Genomic DNA, 19,250 nt, shown 5'->3' with positions numbered 1-19,250 from the left:
ATTATCGTTCCCCCTTCAGTCGGATCTCAGGGGTTAAATAGTCATTTAGAAGGTCAACCAAAATGTGGATTATCGTAACGATCAGACCCATCAGAACCATATAACCCTGAATAACCGGGTAATCACGACTCTGAATAGCGTCAACAATGAATTTTCCCATACCCGGATAAGCGAACAACACTTCTATCACAACCGTTCCCCCGAGCAAGCTTCCGATACTTACACCAAACATCGTGATGACGGGAGTTAATGCATGTCGAAAGGCGTGTCGAGTGAGTATACTCGCTTCCCCTATTCCTCTGGATCGGGCACCCCGAACAAAATCCTGATCTAAACTTTTCAGCAAACTGGAACGAATGAGACGAACGTAAACGGCTGCCATGGTCAATCCCAGTGTTAACGATGGAAGCACAAGGTGTGCGATGGTCCCCATTCCCATAGAGGGAAACAGATGAGTTCTCACAGAAAAGCCTTCTATAAAAAGAAGCCCCAGCCAGAAGCTAGGGACTGAGGTACCTAATACAGCCAAAAGACGACTGAACCGGTCTATAATGCGATTGGGATATAAAGCAGAAAGCGTACCAAGAGGAATGGCAATGAGCATTAATACTAGCAGCGAAGTACACGTCAGCAGTAATGTTGCAGGTAACTTGCCCAGCAATTCCTCCGTTACGGGACGATTAGTCATGTACGAATTACCCAAATCCAGTCGCACAAGACGCGAAAGCCATTGCCCGTACTGCACGAGCACAGGGTCATTAAACCCCAACGCTTCTCGTTGCTTTTCTATTTCGGAAGTGGTCACGGCCACATCATCCGAACGCAATAATTCCCTTACTGCATCACCAGGAGCTAATTTCACAAAAACAAAGCTTATAAAGGATAGAAGTAAAATAAAGAGGATGAATTCTAAACTTCGTTTCAAAAGCTTGTTCATACCTACTCCACATCCAATTGATTCGTCAGCATGTAATACTCACTTTTGCTGGTTATCCAATTTTTCACACGATCTTTGTACACAACGAGTGTATTAGGATGAACCAAGTAGGAATAATATGTCTCCTGATCAATATGCATCAGAATTTTTTCAATTAATGCATTACGTTTATTGGTATCCACCATCTGATCCAACTGATCAATCCACTGGATTAATTCCGGGTCATTGATTTTGCCGAAATTCAGTGTACCGTCAGGTTTGAAGACTACATTCAGGAAGTAACTTGCATCTCCGCGTGGTGCAATCAATGGACTATATGTGCCCAAATCCCAGTCATCTTTGGTGAGCAGATAATCTTCATAATTATCCACGTACTGAATCGTAATGTTGATGCCGATTTTCTTCGCTTGCGCTTGTAATACTTGAGCAAATAGCGGGAATTCAGCCCGTGATGTATACGTTACAAGTTTCAGGTTGAGCGGCTTTCCGTCTTTACTGACATTGCCTTGTTCCACCTGATACCCAGCCTTTTCAAACCATGTCAATGCTACTTCGGATCCTGTCTTTTTGGCTTCATATGAAGGAATAAATGAGAAACCTGGCATGAATGGCCCCGTTGCAAGCGTAGCCTGTCCACCCATAATCACGTCCTTCAATTCTTCACGATTCACGAGGGCATCGAAGGCTTTTCTTACATATTTGTTTTTGAATTCAGGTTGGTTTGTATTGAAAATAAGCTCGTGTGTCCGCAAGCTTGTGACCGATTCCATATGAAGGGTCGAGTCACTTTTCATTGTGTCCAGGCTCTCGGTTGGCGGACGATACACAATATCGGCATCTCCGGACATTAACGCGGAAAGGCGGGCACTCGGATCTTCATTGAAGTTGAATGAAGCGCGACTGAGCTTGGCAGCCCCACCCCAATATTCATTATAGCGATCCACCTTGAGCGTGCTTCCGGATGTGAAGGACGTGACTTTGAAAGGTCCGGTTCCAACTGGTTTTTTGTCCGGATCAGGCGCGTTTACATCAAGAATCGATGCGTTCGGGTGAACAAGCTCTGACGGAAATTGAGGGAATGCCTTCTCAGTCGTAATGTTAAGTGTCTGGCCTGATGCACTCATTTCCTTGATCTTCAACACCTGCTCTACACCAGGATTAACCTTGATTGCCCTTTCCAAAGATTGTTTCACGGCTTCTGCATCAAGGGTCCGTCCATCCTGAAAGGTTACGTTCTTTTTAATCTCAAATGTCCAGTGCTGTCCATCCGCGGTGTCCCATTTCTCAGCCAACCAGGGCTCGATCTGAAGATCTTCCCCCAGTTTAACAAGGGTTTCTGTAACTCCAGCCCTTAGCGGAGTATAATCCAGATGGGGATCAATCGTCTGGCTTGCAAAGTTGAACAAAAACGTAACTTCCTTGTCTTCAGTTTCTGCAGGTTGCGTTGTTGCATCCTTGGGTGCACTGGAACAAGCAGAAATTAAAAGAATTAAGCATAGAACCAAAATCATCGTTATTTTTCTCTGTGTGTGCAACGTTGTCTAACCTCCACTGATAAAGCTTTCAGATGATATAAAAACAATACGTTTTATATCGTACTTGATGATATGTATATTCGTAATAGCCCCAATGAGCTATTATCGCTAAAAATTGTGACAAAAAACTCAAGCTATTGAAATCAATCGCTTGAGTTAATATTTTTCTACATATGATTTTTGGAACGTAGTAAGGATAAGAATAACGGAGCACCGATCACCCCATGATGATGCCTACTGGAAGTTCGATAAGAGCAAACAGGAGTCTCGCAATGAAATCTGATATTTCCAAATCAATAACTCCCAGCAGTTTGATAAAAATAATAATTCGCTCTGGCTTTTTCCCGTTATCACTCTCTTTCAGTACAGTCTGATCCTCAAAAGATAAATGATGCCACCACGCATCCCGCGGATAATGTAAGTCAATGGTGTTATTTAGTTAATCAATTGTTTTTTACTGTTACGTTCTTTCTTTCCATACAAATAGTGATAAAAAGGAACTGACGCTAGTATAATTAATCCTAATACTACATACAGACCTTTATAGCCTGTAACTGGAATCAATAACCCGATAATAGATGGTCCAAAACCGTTCCCAAGATCATAAAATATAAAAAAAGTCGCAGTTGCTAAACCAATTCTATGGGGTTCAGCTAAACTGATTGCTATAGATTGGGATATCGATGAAATATTCCCAAATCCTAAAGCAACTAATGCACCAGCTATTAAGAGTGAAACACCAGTAGTAACTGAGCTTAAAAGAAGCATGCCTGCTCCGAATATAAGAAGAGCTGGATAGATGATAATGTTTGCACCTTTCCTGTCCATTATTCGTCCTGTAAAAGGTCTTGATATCAATACAAACACTGTATAGACCATAAAGAAGAAACTTGCGGTGTCTAATAATCCGATTTCTGAAGCATAAACATTCAAATATGAAACTATACCCGAGAAAGAAAAAGCCATAATGAACATTAAAGTTGCTATTGGTATCACTTTAGGCTCAATAAAGTCAGAGATTTTCAGTCTCTGTCCTTTTTTTATCTCAGTTATATTGCTTGTAGGAAACTTTATTAAAACTGCAATTATTAAATTAATAATCCCAAGCAAAAGAGAAAATGAAAAAATCATATCAAAGTTTGCGTTTTGGCTCATTTTCAAACCAATTAAAGGGCCAATCCCCGTAGCGAGAGCAGTACTAATTGCAAAATAACTGATTCCTTCACCTTTACGTGAAACAGGAAGGCTAAGTACTGCACTTGTACTAACGACAGTAGTTACTACCCCTACTGTGATACCGTTCAGAAATCGGCTTAATATGAGAAATGCAATATTTAAATGGGTGAAATAAAGTAAAGTTGTGAAAATAAAGAAAAGCAACCAGGTCATCAAAACCTTTTTGGTTAGTATAAGACGTCCTATAAATAAACGCCCTAATAATGAACCGATAATAAAAATACCTGCAATGATCCCAGCTTGGCTGGTAGACGCATTAAATTCATTAATTGCATATAGGATGATTGTTGCATTTAATAAGAAGAAAATTAATGTCATAGTAAAGTTGACTGACGAAAGAGCAATAAAGTTTTTCGTCCACAATTTAGGATTCGTTTGGTTCATAGCCGTTCTCCTGTCTCAGTTAGATTATAACCTCTTGGTGTAACAATCTATATTGCGGGTCTAAGTAACTGTTTGAGTAATCATATATAAAATGAGACCCTTAAGGGTCTCATTACTTGTTAAAATCTTAATAGTGACTTAAGCATCATTTTCATTATTAAAAAGTGTACGACTCGCCATCTTCAGGAATTAATAAACTAGAAGAAAAACCCTTTTCATCTGCATAGCGTTCAAGTTCTTCTCTAGATAAAGTCCAGTGGTTAACAGCTTCCATGTGAACAGCTATAATTTTAGACTTAGGAGCTGCCTTCAATACCTCATAAACATCTTCTTTACCCATAATAAGCGAGCCCATACTTTGCCAAACATTGTTTCCAGCGTTTACAACAATAACGTCAGGAGTGTGTGCATCAATTTCATTTTGGATACCATCATACCAAACGGTGTCTCCAGCTACATATAATGTCTTTTCGCTGCGATGATTGAAAACAATACCACAAACCTCTCCCATAGCCTTTAGTAATTCTTCTCCTCTTCCGTGTTCACCTTGTGTTTTAACTAACTGGATTCCTTCAAAAACTGTATTTTCAGTGAGTACTTCCACTTGTTGAAAACCATCATTCATAACTTGTTTTGCATCCTTTTCATCTTGAACGAAAACTTTAATACTCTTGGGAAGCACTTTTTTTGCTACATCATCATAATGATCCTGGTGCAAGTGAGTTAAAATGATTGCATCGACGTCCTTGATAATATCGTCAACCGACATTGGCAAATCAATTATAGGATTCCTTACGTCTTCTCTGAACCCTGCAGGAAATGGAGAATACGCACCCTTGTCCGCGAGCATTGGATCGACTAGAAATTTTTTCCCTGCATATTGTACATTGATTGTGGCATTTCGAATTTGTTGAATCTTCATTATATATGGATTCCCCTTTGTTTTTGTTTTACAAGATCGATTTTATACCAATCGCACTGTCCATATACATCGATTAAATAAAGCGTTTTGACCGGTTTACTTCATTTATTAAAGAAAGTCATGTTTGCTGGATAAATACAGACAAAAAACAATGTAATTGAAGATATAATAACGCTAACGGCTGCCCCACCAAAATGGTTTATACATTCATTAAGTGGTAAAGGCTACAATCACATTAATGATAATTTCAATTGATGTGGGCAAACTGAATTTAAGAACATGATTTCGTTGTTATCAAACTTTGGAAAAGTTAGTACATACCTCTTTTAGATAACCTGCGCTCTAGTATAGTTTTAATTTACTTATTCGATAGTAATTATTCGTGTAATGTTACGATTCGAACTCTTTTCTTTCATTTAAAGTTAGTTTATATTATGAATAATCATTAAAAGCAGAGACACTTAAGTCTTCCAAACAATGAACTTCATTTTTGAAAGGATACAGATCGATGTTAGATTCCACGGATAAACTTATCATAGATGAACTTTCAATAAACAGCCGAATTACGATGAAGGAATTAGGTAGAAAAGTTCACTTGACTGGTCCAGCCGCAGCAGCTAGAGTGGCAAAACTAGAGGATAGAGGAGTAATTGAAAGGTATACAATCCAAGTAAATCAGAATGAACTCGGTTGTTGGGTACATGCCTGGATTACAATTTTTACAAAAAGCACATCCCATCAGCCTTATCTTTCGCTTATAAAAGAACAAGAAAAATTTGTGTTGAACAACTACAGAATAAGTGGTGATGGTTGTTACCTTTTGGAATGTAAATTCCAGTCTAATGAGGTGTTAGACCAGTTTTTAATAGATTTAAACAAACATGTTAATTATAAGATATCGATTGTAATTAATAAACTTTAAAAAATATTAGAAATACCTTTTTCGGTGGAATAACGAAGCATGTTTTATCTAGTGCCGAAAACCCTTGAATATAGTGGGTTTTCGGAGTTTCTTACATAATCCTATTTGATCGTCGTTGACGGTTCCTAGCTCGTTGCGTCGTAAAAGAAGTGGATCATTCTTTATGGTGAATTGCTAAACGCGAATGAAAACTTGCACATACATAAGACAATACTGCAAATATAGTATCTGCTCTGATGCCTTCTACTGGCTTGAGAAAGAAGCATAGCTCTAGCCAGCCTTCTATATAACAGATGTTTGTAAATAGAATGGGACGGCGAGAATAAAACACACTTCAGAAATCTGAGATATGGATAATAAGATGGATGAATACTGTACCACAAGACTATCTTTAAATTCAGGATCCAAGTACCCTATGTAAAGGACACTTCTAAAAAAACTACATGGCTTGAAGAAGATGATCTCTTTATTCTACAGCGGTCATCCTTTTTAAGTTCCACTGGTATCTGTAGTGGTTTATTAGGTCTACAGGCTTTGGTTTGCAGTTTAACCTCATATGAAGGTTTCGAACGTGTTTCCTACTCGACTCTTAATCCATCATTCTCCCTCCCTTCGAGTTCCGATCCTCAATCAGAAAAAATAAACGACCGTTCCCCGTTAGAATATCGGGAAAAAGTCGCTGCTTGAATTTCGTCTATTTTGTACTGTCTACTTGACAGGGGTGATAGTATCATAATTAAATGTTTGCTTACTAATGGGACAACACATATTGATCGACATATGCTGGACTGTCATTCCAAAAGTTCGTCAATTCCAGATGGATACCGCGTGCAGCTTCTTCGATGGAGATTCCAGTAACAGATTGGACTATATCCACGGGCTTCTCTACGGATTCCTCTGTGAGTTCCTCTTCTGTTTTATTCCGAATACATTCCAGGAATTCTTGTGTGTCCTCATCTCCCGGCTCCAGTCGATCGGCTGCTTCAAAAGCTTCACGCGCGTTCTCGTACTGCTCCAAATAATAATATGCCAGACATATACGGTAATGCCAAAGCGGGTCATCCTGTCCCTCTTCTAAAGTTCCCTACCACAAAATGACTCCTTTTCGACTGTTAGATTTCTTTAATCATCGTTTTAACAAAATCTAAACCCGTTGGACTTTTAGTGCTCGGTAACGCTGGTCACTCTGGGTTTCCCGGACGGTGTTGATCGTTGTGGAGCACCGTTCCTCCCTCCATTCCTCTTCAGCGTCAGCATTTGAGCGCTAAAGGGATATAGAAACAGCGGCATTGTAGGACACAAATATCCTAGAATGCCGCTGTACGTTCCCCGTTTGTATATCAATGCATCATCTCTGCAGTACCGAGGAGTTAATGTACATTTAGGACTGGGCAACTTGATAGCTGTGAAACCTTGTGGCTGACACTCCCAAGCATCATTTCTTTTATGCCCCTTAGCCCACGGCTTCCGATAATAATAAGTTGCTGCTCGGTATCCTTTGCATAATTTAATATTTCATGTGCAGGATCACCCTTAAGATGAACTGTTTCCGTGTTAATCCCCGCAGATTTTAATTTAGATTTGGTTTGTTGCAGCTGTTCCAAACTCGCTTTCTCCATTTCGTTCAATAATTCTTCCAAGAAATTCTCGGGTACATATGTCATGCCATTCGGCACATATTCCTGGCTGACATTAACCAAGGTAACTTGAGTTGGTTTGTTTCGTGCTATTTCAATGGTTGCATCAAGGAGTTTGTTCGTTGTCTCAGCTTTATCAATGGCCACCATAATTTTGTCAAACATATTTATCGTCCTTTCCGTGGTAGTTCGTAACTATTTGGGCAACCTACAAAACGGTTTCTTGCTGCTCCTATACCGACTAAAAAGAGTAAGACCGATGCGCCAAGCAGAATGAAAAGTGGCAGGTTCCAACTATTTGTCGCATCATGCAGATATCCTATAAGGGCAGGACCGATTGCGGCAAGAAGATATCCGATCGATTGCGCCATGCCAGACAGTTCCGCTGCTTGGTGCGCATTTTCAGTACGTAACCCGAAAAACATCATGGCCAAACTAAAGGCGAAGCCTCCACCAATTCCGAGTATTATGATCCACAACAGAATGACATTGGAGCTTCCGTAAAGAAGTCCGAGCGTCCCCGTCAAAAGCAAAATGGTTGTGATGACCACTAACAAACGTTGGCTAGACATACGCCCAGCAATAACGGGGACAATAAAGGTAAATGGAAGCATAGCTAACTGCATGATCGAGAGGTACCATCCAGATTGGTTGGAGTCAATTCCTTGCTGCTTTAAAATTTCAGGCAACCATGCGATCAACACATAGAAAACCATGGACTGTATACCCATAAACATGGTTACTTGCCAGGCAAGCGGGGATCGCCAAACATTCACATCGTTGCTGGCCATCTGTTGACTCGTCGTGGCTGTTTGTTTCGTTTGATTTCTTAATTGGGGTAACCAACAGAGGATCGATACAAAGCTTAGTATCCCCCATATCCCCATTGCTCCCTGCCATTTTAGCCCTGCGTTCATGGCTAGCGGTACACTGATTCCCGATGCGATTGCTCCACATAAATTCATTGAAATGGAGTAAACTCCTGTCATGGAGCCAATTTTATGTGGGAAATCCCGTTTAATTATACTGGGCAATAATACATTACAAACGGCAATTGCGAATCCAAGAACTGCTGTCCCAATAAACAGATTAACTGCGCCAGATAAAGATCGTATTACAATACCAACAGTCAGAAAGATTAGGGCAATCAAAATGATACGCTCAACCCCATACCTTCGTCCTAATTTTGGTACTAGAGGCGATAATAAAGCAAAGGCAAGCAAGGGTACCGTTGTGATCAGGCCTGCTAATGTATTTGAGATATGAACGTCATCCCTTATAAGGCCCACTAAAGGACCAACTGAGGTTAAGGGAGTACGTAAATTAGCAGCAATAACAATAATGCCGAGAATGATCAGCCCTATAGAGGATGGCACGAATTTTTTATTTTGTTTTTTCGGCATTCTTTTTCTCCTTCCTGAATTCATACGTATTATTTGTTTCTATATGACAATAACATCACATCCGCGCGAATAACAAAAGTATATTATAATATATTATAATTAACAATAATTATTTTATAATATACCAAATCTCATCTAAACAACAAAAATACAACTCTGAATTCACGCCATGAATTCGGAGTTGTATTTAATAAGTAGAAATTATCGACTTTTAGAAACCATATTTTAAGGATATATGGAGCACTGTTTCGCTTTCCGTATGGTTGGTATAAGAGTGAGGATAATCTGCTCGAAAACTGATCGTATCATATTGATTCAATGTGTAAATCTCTCCATTGACTTGAATTTCAATGGAGCCAGTCATTACTGTCGCAATTTCAGTTGTATTCACATGATGACCTTCGGGGTGATACGAGCTATTCGGCTGTAAGTAAGCCCGACACATTTCAATATCGTTGCTTGCGTTTTTAAAAACTGGTTCAATGATCCAATTTTTTTGATCATTAGAAAACCGCAGTCCCTCGCCTGCTCGATACAAATTAACAGGGTCTTCTGATTTGAACAAAGCAAATAGCGGTAAAGATATGCCTTTTGAAATTTTCCATATAATCGCCAAAGTTGGATTTGTTTCGCCACGTTCGATATTCCCCAGAGTAAGTTTGCTTACGCCCGTTAATTCCGCTAAGTCGTCTAAGCTCATATTTTTTTCTTTTCTGTACTTTTTCAAGGCACCGCCCATTAGTAATACAATTTGTTTTGATTCATTGACTTCATCCATTTAATATTCACCTCAACAATAAACTGTTATAGCTAGTATATTGATAATCTAGATTCTTTTCCATATAGTATTTTCAACAGAGGCGTAAGCCTGCCTCAACTCTTTCACCATGATCTTTCACTGACGGCCACCTTCACCGGATCCGAATATCGCCCGAAGCTGCCCGTACCTTGATAACGTCCGTCGTCTCTTGCGGGGATTCGGGCGTGTTGCGCCGCCAATTCTTCCATTTCAACAGTATCTCCAGCCTGCCGCCCCGATACAGCCATGCGTAACAGCACCATTTCTTCAGTAAGAACGGTTTAATAGTGACATTAGGCTACACGATTTCTCGCACCACAAACGCCACATCCATCTCGCGCCGCCCAATACTATCAAAAGCTTCCTGAGTACAAGGCTTGTTTCATGCATTTATGTGGTCTCCATTGTTTTATTACAATCTTATGCTATTCTTCTATTAAATATGATAAATGAGGCATGATGTTCTGCGAGCCGTCAGATAGATCACGCCATAGAATGCCTTAACGTGCTACCCAAAACATCCCATGGTAACATGATCCGTTTTTCCAATGCGGGACGTCCTCATTATTCGGATGAATCACAAAATAACTAAGTCAAAAGGCCGCATCGTTGCGGCCTATGTGGAAAAACTGATCCCTTTATGCAGTTGCCCAACCCTCTCCATTTATGCGATGACTCGTTATTTTCTGACAACAGGAATCCACTCGGGAACCTGCACTTTAATTAGATGATTATCTAATCAATAATCGAACCATGTTCTTGTCCCTCGACAACAACTGGAGCCTTCTGGAATAATCTCTAATCCGTTACTCGGGCCTTCGGTCTTTATTCATCAATAACCGAGGTATGTATAGCACAAGCACACCAACAAAACCAAGGAGCTAAGCGGGACATATACCGCCTAGCTCCTTGGTTTTTCAAATTATAATTCTATTTATTCAGCAAGGCATCGGCCTTCTTCGCCGCTTCAGCCACAGCTCCCTCTGCGGAAACGGACGAATCAACCACCGCGCGAAGAATCTCATCCTTGATCATCTCACCAATCTCCGGATAAACCTTCTGCATTGGACGTGGACCCGCATATTCCAGTTGGTCTACCGCCACCTTGAACAGCGGCTTTTCCTCATAAAGCTTCTTCATTTCATCGCTTTCCACCGCACTGATTCGGCTAGGCAAATAACCCGTGAAGGAACTTGCATAAATCGTTTGCTCTTTGGAGGTCATCCACTTAATAAACTTCCACGCCGCCTCCTGCTTTTCTAGAGACAGTCCAGAAGTCATCACCAGGTTGGCACCGCCTGTCGGCACTCCATACGTATCATTTGCAGGCATAAATGTCGTTCCAAGTTCAAAGCCCTGCTCTTCTGCAACCTTCATATTATTGGTCAAGTCTGCAGTTGAAGCGAACAGCATTGCTGAACGTTGATTGTGGAAATCCGTCTTGGCTTGCGTACCCGCATCATCGGTTGTACCGATGCTCATTATGCCTTCATCCTTCATCTTCAGCCACAACTTCACTGGTTCAATTCCGGTTTCATTATTGAATGCCGCACTTTTTCCATCCTCGCTAACCATTGTTCCTCCGCTCTGCCTAACAAAAGCCTCATAGAACCAAATATCAACAGGCATCGAGATACCATAGCGTTGATCCTTAATCGTTAGCTTGCGTGCATAATCTTCAAATTCCGTCCAATTCTTCGGTCCAGCAGGATCAAGTCCCGCCTCCTTCATCATCGTACGATTAAAGTACAGGATTGGTGTACTGCGTAAATAAGGAAGAGCATACAGTTTGTCATTCACGTAGGAATTTCCCATTAGTCCTTGAATGAAATCATCTGTATCAAGCTGATCTTTCTCAACAAAAGAAGTCAACTCCTGCGTCATGCCGGATTCGGCAAATACACCAACCGAAGCAATTTCATTTTGCCATACTTCGGGTGCATTGCCCGCTGCGAAAGCAGCCTGTGCCTTAGAATGCTGATCTGCATACGATCCCTGATATTCCGCCTTCACGATCACTTCATTTTGGGATTCATTAAACATTTTAACCAAGTTCTCATTGTTCTCGGCGATTTTGTCTCCCCATGAGTACCAATATGTAATCTCTATGGGTTTATTGGCTGTGCCATTGGAATTGCTCCCCGAAGCAGCATTATTAGTCGAACCAGCAGAGCTGGAATCAGCGCAAGCAGTCAAAGTAAGTGCAAGCGTTGCCGCTAACAAAATGGATCCAAATTTTTTCATGGTTAAGTCCTCCCATTAAATCGATTATTTTACACCCGAATAGACAAATGCTTTAATAATTTGACGTTGTCCAAATAAGAAAACAATAAGGATCGGAACGACTAGAATCATGTTGCCAGCCATCAAAATATGCCAAGCAGCTCCTCCATCAACTTCGCGCAGCTTAGAAATCCCAATCGGAAGCGTTCTTGCTGCATCCGAGGTTGTCATCACGAGCGGCCAGAAATAATCATTCCAGTGTGCAATGAAGCTGAATAACGCAAAGGTCACCAGCGTTGGGCGGGCCATGGGCACCATGATCTTAAGAATAATCTTCCATTCCGGCGTTTGGTCAAGCCGTGCCGCTTCTATAAGCTCTTGCTGTACTTGCTTGAATGACTGCCTGAGCATGAATATGCCAAAAGCGCTGGAAGAGAAGGGCAGAATGAGTGCCAGCAAGTTGTTAATGAGTCCCCACTTGCTCAACAACAAATACACAGGCAGGAAAATAAGCTGACCAGGAATCATCAAGGTCACCATCGTTATCCCGAATAACAGCTTGTCTCCTTTGAAGGAATACCTCGCAAACGCATAGGCTGCCAAAATAATAGTTGTGAATTGAAGAATGAGTATACTGACTGATACGACAACGCTGTTCATTAGATATTTCAAAAAAGGCCCCGATTCCCACGCCGCTTGAAAATTGCTCCACATCACCTTGGAAGGAATCCACTTGGGTGGAAAGATTACCGTTTCCGGGTAAGACTTCAATGATGTTGAAATCATCCATAGAAAAGGGACTGCAAAAATCGCAACCAATGCTATCGTGGCAGTAACATTCAGGATACGCAGCAATGATTTCCTTGCCATAAAATTCCGCTTCTCCTCTCTATTGGTAGTGAACCTTGCGGCTCAGCAACTTGAAGTAGACTAGTGTAAGCAAACCAACGACAACGAGCAATATAACTCCCGCTGCCGAAGCGTAACCGATTTTGAAGTAGCGGAATCCATACTCGTAGATGTAAAAGACGAGCGTGTTGGTTGAATTGATCGGACCCCCGTTCGTCATAATGGCAATGGTCTCAAACACTTGGAATGAACTGATCAGATTAATGATGATTAAGAAAAACAGGGTCGGCGAAAGCATGGGCAGCGTAATTTTGTAGAACTTCCGCCACCAATTGGCCTCGTCCAGAGCTGAGGCTTCATAGACATCCTTGGGGATGCTCTGGAGACCAGCGATGAAGATGAGAGCGTTGTAGCCCACGCCTTTCCAGACCGAAACAAGTACAAGCGACAGTAATGAACTGTCGGGACTACTCAGCCATTCCAGCTTGGGCAAACCAACCATATCCAGCAGAGCGTTAAGCAAACCGAATTTGGGATCCATCAGCCACATCCACACGAGGGATACAGATACAAGCGAAACAATATGTGGACTGAAAAGTGCGCCCTGGACAAACCCATACCACGCTCCTTCCCGATTCAGCCATATCGCTAGCAGAAGCGAAATCACAATGGATAAGGATACGGAAAGAAGCGTATAGTTCAAGGAGTTGCTCAGCACCTGAAGAAACGCACTATCCTTAAATAACTCGATAAAGTTGTTGAAGCCCACGAACTCCTTGACCGGATTAATGAAATCCCAGTTGTAAAAACTTAAAAAGATCATATAGAAGATTGGATAAATGAAAAAAATGGAGAATATCACGATGGAGGGAGCCACCATGACATAGGGGCGAAACCTGGACCAAACGGTCATGAATAGTTCCCTCCCAGGACAACAAGCTCTCTAGCTTCGGACCGCTCATGATGACGAGCACGCACTCCGTTCCGATCAAAATAGTACAGGTCCTGCATAGACACGGAGATGTACACCTCTGAGGCAGACTCCAAAGGCTTCAAAAAACTCTTCACGGCGACAGGTCCAAGCACGGTATCCAGTTGATAGATAATTTCTGCCCCCAGTGTCTCACGTGTCAGGATACGAGCCGGGAATTGCACATGTCCAGGTTGCAGCCTGTTTTCAAGCATCATCGTCGTTTTCTCTGGACGGAAGCCTATCTGCCCGATTTTGTCATGCAGCTGCCCATTCATAAACGGCAGGATCTGTTCACGATCAATCACATTCATCGGCGGTGTGCCGATAAACTGGGCTGTGAAAACATTATCCGGATCATCGTAGATTTTCATTGGACGATCTGCTTGTTGAATACGCCCTTTATTCATGATGACGATACGATCTCCCATCGACATTGCCTCAACCTGGTCATGAGTAACAAAGACAAAGGTTGCGCCTAGCCGTTTGTGCAGCTGAATTAGCTCTGTTCGCATCTGATGGCGAAGCTTGGCATCCAGATTGGACAATGGCTCGTCCATCAGGAAAACTGCAGGATTTTTAACCATTGCCCGAGCCAAGGCAACCCGCTGACGCTGACCTCCGGACAGAGCCTGGGGCTTCTTATGCAAATACTCGGCTAGGCCGACGACATCGGTGATCTCCTTAACGAGACGCTCTCGCTCGGGCCGAGGCACTTTACGGTTCACTAATCCGAATTCGATGTTCTCCTTGACCGTCATCATTGGATATAATGCATAGTTTTGAAATACCATGGCGACATTGCGCTTGCCCGGCTCCACTCCATTGACACAATGGTCTCCGATCCAAATTTCACCGCCAGACTCCTTATCAAGTCCTGCGATCATGCGGAGTGTCGTCGATTTTCCACAGCCGGACGGGCCGACCAATACCGTAAAGGAACCTTCCTCAATAGTCAGATCGAGACCCTCGATGACTTTATCCTGCTTGAAGTTTTTTTCAATTTGCTTCAATACAATTTGTGCCATGCTATTCCCTCCTTTTTCTTCACATTATTGTGCGGCAGATGCTAACTGAACGGATAAGATAAGGTCGCTTTCTTCTCCCAATGCATCAGCGACAGGTTCAAAGCCCGGCATATCACAACAAAAGCTCTGAATATCATCGATGAGACCAGTCCCCTGTATAAGTCGGTGCGTTATCGCTACTTTTCCCTCATGAACTTCAATAACACGGTATGCTGGCACATCAAGACAAGCTGCGGTCTGTACATAATGCCAGTTACCTTGCTTCACGATGGAGTTCATATGATTATGCCCGCAGAAATAGATGCCTCCCTCTGGCCGACTATTGAATATGCCTTTCAGTTCATCCTCCGGTCGGATGTATAACTTATCGAGCGTCGAGCGTGCAGTCGTATTGAATACTGGATGATGACCGAAAAGGAGCACTTGCTTCCCATGCGAATCAGCAAGCTGGACTTTGAGCCATGCCAGTTGCTCTTCATCTAGCTCCCCTCCCCAATCCTCACGGTTCATTTCCTGGGTAGTATCCAGAAAAATCAGCCTGGCATGAGGCGTAGCAATGACTTGATAGCGCGCCTGACCTGTTAGCGTGGAAATTTCATGCTTTGGCATCGAATATGTATCATGATTGCCCAGCACATGAATGAATTTCCGTTCACTTTTTGCAAGAATGGAGAAAATCGATTGAAGTTCCTGAGCCGTTCCTTCATGCGTTAAATCGCCAATAGAGATATGAAAGTCCGCCTTCTCCTCCAGAAAAGCCTTGAGCATATGCTCGTATGCCCGGACTCTCGCAGCCTTCATTTCTTTGGTCCCATGACTCATGCTTGAATAGTGAAAATCACCAAGTAACGCCAGATGCATAAACGCCACCTCCATCTTTAGTTTGGAAACTTACTGCTCAAGTCCTCTCCACTTGCAACACATTTGAAGGCTTTACATGGATCTGCTGCTCCATGATGCACTCGTTGAAGGAAGGCCATATATAATCCGGAACGATATCTGTCTTTCCGACATCCTCTCTTGAGGAGATGCCCGTAAGTACTAGGGCAGTCTTCATTCCATTCTGCTGTCCAAATAAAATGTCTGTTTCCAGCCGGTCACCGATCATGAGGCATCGGTTGCTATCCACATCCAAAAGCTGAAACACCTTCTCTGCATAGTATCGGGAAGGCTTGCCAATCACGACCGCTGCTTTTTGCTGGCTTGCCGCCTCAATCGAGCTTAGAATGGCACCGGTGTCCGGAATAATGTCCCCTTGGACGGGACAGCAATTGTCTGGATTCGTGGCGAGCAGAGCTGCTCCATGGCGTACTGCTTTTGCCGCTAAATGAAGCTTATCGTAATGAAATTGCCGATCCATTCCGACTAACACATGCGTTGATCGGTACGGGTCCTCGGAAATGACGATCCCCATGGCCTGAAGTTCTTTCCGTAGTGCCTCCTCCCCTACAACCAGCACCCTGGCTTCCGGCGCATGCTCTGTAAAATAAAGTCCCGACACGTAACCTGCAGTCAGAATTTCATCAAGCTGGCACGAAATACCCAAACCCAGCAGCCGATTGTAACAATCCTCTCTGGTATGAACGGGAGTATTTGTAAGGAACAACAGACGCTTGCCTCGTGACCGCAAGCTACTTAAAAAGCTCTTTACACCAGGCAGCCTCATTTGGTCAATATAAATCGTCCCGTCTAAATCGAAGCAGTAAGCATCGTAAGCATATAAATTCTTCATGACCTTACTCCTGCCCGCTCACACTGAGCTGGACAACTCCGATACATCTATGAAGCATTCCAGTTCGTCTGTGCAGACCCATACGGACGGATACTCCTGAAATTTTTTCATGATGGAAGTCTCGTTTATTGTCCAAGCCATAAGTTGAATTCCCGATTTTTGACATTGATGAATGTAATGCTCGGTCACAAAGGCATGGTGCATGGACAAGAAAGTCGCCCCCATCTCTAACGACCAGTTAAGAATAGCCTTCGAACAGCCAAAGGTGATGAGACCGATGCGTACATCGCCAGATCGTTGCCTGATCTTCTCCAGGGCATCAAAATCAAATGACGTAATTACCACCTGATCCAGCATGTTAAATTCCTCGATAACTTCAAGTACCCTTTCCTCCAGCTGAGGATAATACTCTCCCATCTGCTTTAGCTCAATGTTAAGTTGAATCTTACCCTTTAGCGCACGCAGTACCTCTTCAAGGGTTGGAATATGCTCATCTTGCTCCATTTTGAATGATTGCAGCTCTGAAGCTGTATAATCAGCTACCCTCCCTGTTACATTTGTCATGCGATCAAGAGTATGGTCATGAATGACAACAGGAACTCCATCCTTGCTGAGATGAACATCCAGTTCGAGATGTGTGAACCCAAGCTCTACCGCTTTTAAAAAGGAAGACAACGTATTTTCAGGATACTTCTTTGGATAGCCGCGATGAGCAACTGCTTGAATGATCATGCTCTATTACCTCCCGTTGTATTTTTTGGACAACACAAAAAACCCAGCAGCAAATCACCCTCCTTCAACATCAAGGTTGTATTGATTTACTTACCACCGGGTTTTCTCGTCGTCTCCACCCAAGGATAAATGTATGAAATTAAGTCCAGAATTTCTCATGGCCTACCGAAACAAAATCTGCCCCGGCCTTTAATGCTTGCTTTATTTCTTCCTCATGCCGGATAAGGCCTCCCACAATCAATGGCTGCGAGATGCGTTCTTTCAGTTCTTGTATGATTCGAGGCATAAGCCCCGGCATCAGTTCAACTTCATCAGGCTTGTAGCTTTTAATCATCCGAACCGCAGTCTCTATTGCCGCCGTATCAATGGCAAATATGCGCTGAATGCTTAATATGCCCGCTTGCTTTGCTGCAGAAACCGCATTGCTCTTCGTCGTCACGATCCCGTCAACTTTAAACACATCAGCAAGATACTGAATTGCGGAAGCATCTCGTCCAATTCCCGATACCATCTCGGTATGCACATAAGCCTGTTTCCCGCTTTGATGCAGACTTTCTATAATTGTACCAAGATTGGTAATGTTACCTGTCATCAGAATAACTCGTTTCACATCGCTTGCTATAGCTTGTGAAATTTGTTCGTCTACCGTGATGGAGGCTATGATAGGATAATTCTTCATAAGTCAGTCCTCATTTTCTCGTTTGTCATCTTATATATTAAAGTGAAAATATTCGTTTTATATCATCTTCATGTAAACGGGTTGTTAATTTCATCTATCAACATAAACCATCCTCGTCTAACGTAAAAAATGCAAAAAAAGATCAGTGCGTATCTCTTATCGCACTGATCTTTCGATGGAGCCAGCCTGACTCAGTTACGCCTTATATCACGACTTCCTCGTCTTTCAGATACATCGTACAGTCCCACTAACGAACTCGGAAAGGAAAGCATATCAGCGTGGTCACGACTAGCAGCTCATCCAGAGGCGTATCCCATTTTGCTTCCTCTTTCAGGCGAAGAGATTCCTCTTGAAGCCGCTGATCGTCCCATGCCTCCAAATTCCGTTCCCTGAAGAGTTCCACCATAAGCCTACGTACCTATATTGAACTGTGCTCCCTCAAGAGTGTAATTCTTGCGGCTTAACATGTACCACTTTACTATAAATTGCATGTTGAAAGTCTCCTACCCGTTAGTTTACCGCCTTATTAGTCCTTTGTGGAGTTGGAAACTCCACAAATTGAATCTTAAATAGATCCAAAACCGTAATTATAGCCAAAGCGAAACCGCTGTCCCATTCTTCATCAATCCAAATATTACCTAGCCGCCTCTGTTTACCTTTCCTCGAGGCAAGTCTGAATAAATCCAGTATAATCATGATATTTATAATAGTGGTAGTCTTTCCTAATGGTTAAAGTCGCATGAAAATCACTTTGCCTGGCTTCTTTAGTGCATGTTTTTGTTATCTAATAAGCTCTTGGTGCATCCTTAGAAAGATAATAACCACCGATGCTTACAAGTATTCCTAATATTTTTCCACCTGTAGGTCCGCCTATAAAGGAAGCAAGTACACCTACTACTGCAGAGGCAGTGGCATATAATATCTCAGTCGAATTTTCTACTTTTCCTTGCCGGTTTGCAGGTTTTCATACTTTACGTTATTATCATCAACTTTTGTGATTTTTAACTCATCTTTTCCATTGAATCTGTTACAATATAGTAATTGTCATATTGAAATAATGTAGAACCATCTGTAAAAGTGATAGAATTACTGGTTGTGCTTTCAACTAAGTCTAAGAGGCTTTTAGCTTGACCTACTTGTGATACTGGCGAAGAATATGGTGAATTTCCCAGATCCTGAGCGAATGCTGGAATTGAAATAGATGTAGAGAGCAGAACTCCTGCAAAAAATGTTTTAGCAATTTTTGATTCTATCATTTTTAT

General features: G+C 42.3%; 19 protein-coding genes. 1 reads left to right on the top strand and 18 read right to left on the bottom strand.

What is annotated here, in order from left to right; translation table 11 throughout:
- Nucleotide 1: 1 nt before the first annotated feature.
- The 4 genes from nikB to ACR32F_RS16325 all read right to left on the bottom strand — a co-directional run bounded on the left by nikB (nucleotide 2) and on the right by ACR32F_RS16325 (nucleotide 5,014).
- Complete coding sequence (gene nikB, locus ACR32F_RS16340; RefSeq protein ID WP_440108742.1) at nucleotides 2-937, bottom strand: nickel ABC transporter permease; 936 nt, start codon at nucleotides 935-937, stop codon at nucleotides 2-4.
- Nucleotides 938-939: 2 nt separating this feature from the next.
- On the bottom strand, nucleotides 940-2,448 hold the full coding sequence (gene nikA / locus ACR32F_RS16335; protein ID WP_440119902.1) for a nickel ABC transporter substrate-binding protein: 1,509 nt from the start codon (nucleotides 2,446-2,448) through the stop codon (nucleotides 940-942).
- Nucleotides 2,449-2,907: 459 nt separating this feature from the next.
- The gene (locus tag ACR32F_RS16330) at nucleotides 2,908-4,092 is read right to left on the bottom strand and encodes an MFS transporter (protein WP_440108739.1); all 1,185 of its coding nucleotides are present in this window, start codon (nucleotides 4,090-4,092) and stop codon (nucleotides 2,908-2,910) included.
- A 157-nt stretch (nucleotides 4,093-4,249) separates the two neighbouring features.
- Complete coding sequence (locus ACR32F_RS16325; protein WP_440108736.1) at nucleotides 4,250-5,014, bottom strand: MBL fold metallo-hydrolase; 765 nt, start codon at nucleotides 5,012-5,014, stop codon at nucleotides 4,250-4,252.
- Between the two features lie 508 nt (nucleotides 5,015-5,522).
- Here ACR32F_RS16325 and ACR32F_RS16320 point away from each other — a divergent pair.
- Nucleotides 5,523-5,936, top strand: a complete 414-nt coding sequence (locus ACR32F_RS16320) for an Lrp/AsnC family transcriptional regulator (protein WP_440108734.1) — start codon at nucleotides 5,523-5,525, stop codon at nucleotides 5,934-5,936.
- Nucleotides 5,937-6,218: 282 nt separating this feature from the next.
- Here ACR32F_RS16320 and ACR32F_RS16315 read toward each other — a convergent pair whose 3' ends face one another.
- The 14 genes from ACR32F_RS16315 to ACR32F_RS16250 all read right to left on the bottom strand — a co-directional run bounded on the left by ACR32F_RS16315 (nucleotide 6,219) and on the right by ACR32F_RS16250 (nucleotide 19,244).
- Complete coding sequence (locus ACR32F_RS16315; RefSeq protein ID WP_440108732.1) at nucleotides 6,219-6,344, bottom strand: hypothetical protein; 126 nt, start codon at nucleotides 6,342-6,344, stop codon at nucleotides 6,219-6,221.
- Nucleotides 6,345-6,687: 343 nt separating this feature from the next.
- Entirely contained in the window at nucleotides 6,688-6,954 is a 267-nt protein-coding gene (locus tag ACR32F_RS16310) for a hypothetical protein (protein WP_440108730.1), read from the bottom strand.
- 352 nt (nucleotides 6,955-7,306) lie between these two features.
- Nucleotides 7,307-7,738: a universal stress protein gene (locus ACR32F_RS16305; RefSeq protein WP_440108728.1), complete on the bottom strand. Its 432-nt coding sequence runs from the start codon at nucleotides 7,736-7,738 to the stop codon at nucleotides 7,307-7,309.
- A gap of 2 nt (nucleotides 7,739-7,740) precedes the next feature.
- Entirely contained in the window at nucleotides 7,741-8,976 is a 1,236-nt protein-coding gene (locus ACR32F_RS16300) for a CynX/NimT family MFS transporter (RefSeq protein WP_440108726.1), read from the bottom strand.
- Between the two features lie 211 nt (nucleotides 8,977-9,187).
- Nucleotides 9,188-9,754, bottom strand: coding sequence for a helix-turn-helix domain-containing protein (locus ACR32F_RS16295; RefSeq protein ID WP_440108724.1), 567 nt, complete (start codon nucleotides 9,752-9,754; stop codon nucleotides 9,188-9,190).
- 951 nt (nucleotides 9,755-10,705) lie between these two features.
- Nucleotides 10,706-12,019, bottom strand: coding sequence for an ABC transporter substrate-binding protein (locus ACR32F_RS16290; RefSeq protein ID WP_440108722.1), 1,314 nt, complete (start codon nucleotides 12,017-12,019; stop codon nucleotides 10,706-10,708).
- 24 nt (nucleotides 12,020-12,043) lie between these two features.
- On the bottom strand, nucleotides 12,044-12,868 hold the full coding sequence (locus ACR32F_RS16285; protein WP_440108720.1) for a carbohydrate ABC transporter permease: 825 nt from the start codon (nucleotides 12,866-12,868) through the stop codon (nucleotides 12,044-12,046).
- 19 nt (nucleotides 12,869-12,887) lie between these two features.
- Entirely contained in the window at nucleotides 12,888-13,760 is an 873-nt protein-coding gene (locus ACR32F_RS16280) for a carbohydrate ABC transporter permease (protein ID WP_440108718.1), read from the bottom strand.
- Complete coding sequence (locus tag ACR32F_RS16275; RefSeq protein ID WP_440108716.1) at nucleotides 13,757-14,845, bottom strand: ABC transporter ATP-binding protein; 1,089 nt, start codon at nucleotides 14,843-14,845, stop codon at nucleotides 13,757-13,759. Before ACR32F_RS16275 ends, ACR32F_RS16280 begins: the two co-directional genes overlap by 4 nt.
- A gap of 24 nt (nucleotides 14,846-14,869) precedes the next feature.
- On the bottom strand, nucleotides 14,870-15,706 hold the full coding sequence (locus ACR32F_RS16270) for a metallophosphoesterase family protein (protein ID WP_440108714.1): 837 nt from the start codon (nucleotides 15,704-15,706) through the stop codon (nucleotides 14,870-14,872).
- Nucleotides 15,707-15,743: 37 nt separating this feature from the next.
- Complete coding sequence (locus tag ACR32F_RS16265; RefSeq protein WP_440108712.1) at nucleotides 15,744-16,577, bottom strand: HAD-IIA family hydrolase; 834 nt, start codon at nucleotides 16,575-16,577, stop codon at nucleotides 15,744-15,746.
- Nucleotides 16,578-16,595: 18 nt separating this feature from the next.
- Nucleotides 16,596-17,309 (bottom strand): glycerophosphodiester phosphodiesterase, encoded by a 714-nt coding sequence (locus ACR32F_RS16260; protein WP_440108710.1) that lies wholly within the window; start codon nucleotides 17,307-17,309, stop codon nucleotides 16,596-16,598.
- Between the two features lie 139 nt (nucleotides 17,310-17,448).
- Nucleotides 17,449-17,988, bottom strand: coding sequence for a glycerol-3-phosphate responsive antiterminator (locus tag ACR32F_RS16255; protein WP_440108708.1), 540 nt, complete (start codon nucleotides 17,986-17,988; stop codon nucleotides 17,449-17,451).
- A gap of 1,001 nt (nucleotides 17,989-18,989) precedes the next feature.
- Nucleotides 18,990-19,244, bottom strand: a complete 255-nt coding sequence (locus ACR32F_RS16250) for a hypothetical protein (protein ID WP_440108706.1) — start codon at nucleotides 19,242-19,244, stop codon at nucleotides 18,990-18,992.
- Nucleotides 19,245-19,250 lie beyond the last annotated feature (6 nt).

The sequence above is a fragment of the Paenibacillus hebaui genome (assembly GCF_051934385.1).
GTDB lineage: Bacteria > Bacillota > Bacilli > Paenibacillales > Paenibacillaceae > Paenibacillus.
This window is presented reverse-complemented; position numbering and strand designations above follow the sequence as displayed.

Bases quoted from the DNA above. Each gene is read 5' to 3' on its own strand.
- nikB (WP_440108742.1), bottom strand. From the start codon at position 937: ATGAACAAGCTTTTGAAACGAAGTTTAGAATTCATCCTCTTTATTTTA.
- ACR32F_RS16275 (WP_440108716.1), bottom strand. From the start codon at position 14,845: ATGGCACAAATTGTATTGAAGCAAATTGAAAAAAACTTCAAGCAGGAT.
- ACR32F_RS16305 (WP_440108728.1), bottom strand. From the start codon at position 7,738: ATGTTTGACAAAATTATGGTGGCCATTGATAAAGCTGAGACAACGAAC.
- ACR32F_RS16250 (WP_440108706.1), bottom strand. From the start codon at position 19,244: ATGATAGAATCAAAAATTGCTAAAACATTTTTTGCAGGAGTTCTGCTC.
- ACR32F_RS16260 (WP_440108710.1), bottom strand. From the start codon at position 17,309: ATGATCATTCAAGCAGTTGCTCATCGCGGCTATCCAAAGAAGTATCCT.
- ACR32F_RS16265 (WP_440108712.1), bottom strand. From the start codon at position 16,577: ATGAAGAATTTATATGCTTACGATGCTTACTGCTTCGATTTAGACGGG.
- ACR32F_RS16320 (WP_440108734.1), top strand. From the start codon at position 5,523: ATGTTAGATTCCACGGATAAACTTATCATAGATGAACTTTCAATAAAC.
- ACR32F_RS16280 (WP_440108718.1), bottom strand. From the start codon at position 13,760: ATGACCGTTTGGTCCAGGTTTCGCCCCTATGTCATGGTGGCTCCCTCC.
- ACR32F_RS16330 (WP_440108739.1), bottom strand. From the start codon at position 4,092: ATGAACCAAACGAATCCTAAATTGTGGACGAAAAACTTTATTGCTCTT.
- ACR32F_RS16285 (WP_440108720.1), bottom strand. From the start codon at position 12,868: ATGGCAAGGAAATCATTGCTGCGTATCCTGAATGTTACTGCCACGATA.
- ACR32F_RS16255 (WP_440108708.1), bottom strand. From the start codon at position 17,988: ATGAAGAATTATCCTATCATAGCCTCCATCACGGTAGACGAACAAATT.
- ACR32F_RS16300 (WP_440108726.1), bottom strand. From the start codon at position 8,976: ATGCCGAAAAAACAAAATAAAAAATTCGTGCCATCCTCTATAGGGCTG.
- ACR32F_RS16325 (WP_440108736.1), bottom strand. From the start codon at position 5,014: ATGAAGATTCAACAAATTCGAAATGCCACAATCAATGTACAATATGCA.
- ACR32F_RS16290 (WP_440108722.1), bottom strand. From the start codon at position 12,019: ATGAAAAAATTTGGATCCATTTTGTTAGCGGCAACGCTTGCACTTACT.
- ACR32F_RS16270 (WP_440108714.1), bottom strand. From the start codon at position 15,706: ATGCATCTGGCGTTACTTGGTGATTTTCACTATTCAAGCATGAGTCAT.
- ACR32F_RS16295 (WP_440108724.1), bottom strand. From the start codon at position 9,754: ATGGATGAAGTCAATGAATCAAAACAAATTGTATTACTAATGGGCGGT.
- nikA (WP_440119902.1), bottom strand. From the start codon at position 2,448: ATGATTTTGGTTCTATGCTTAATTCTTTTAATTTCTGCTTGTTCCAGT.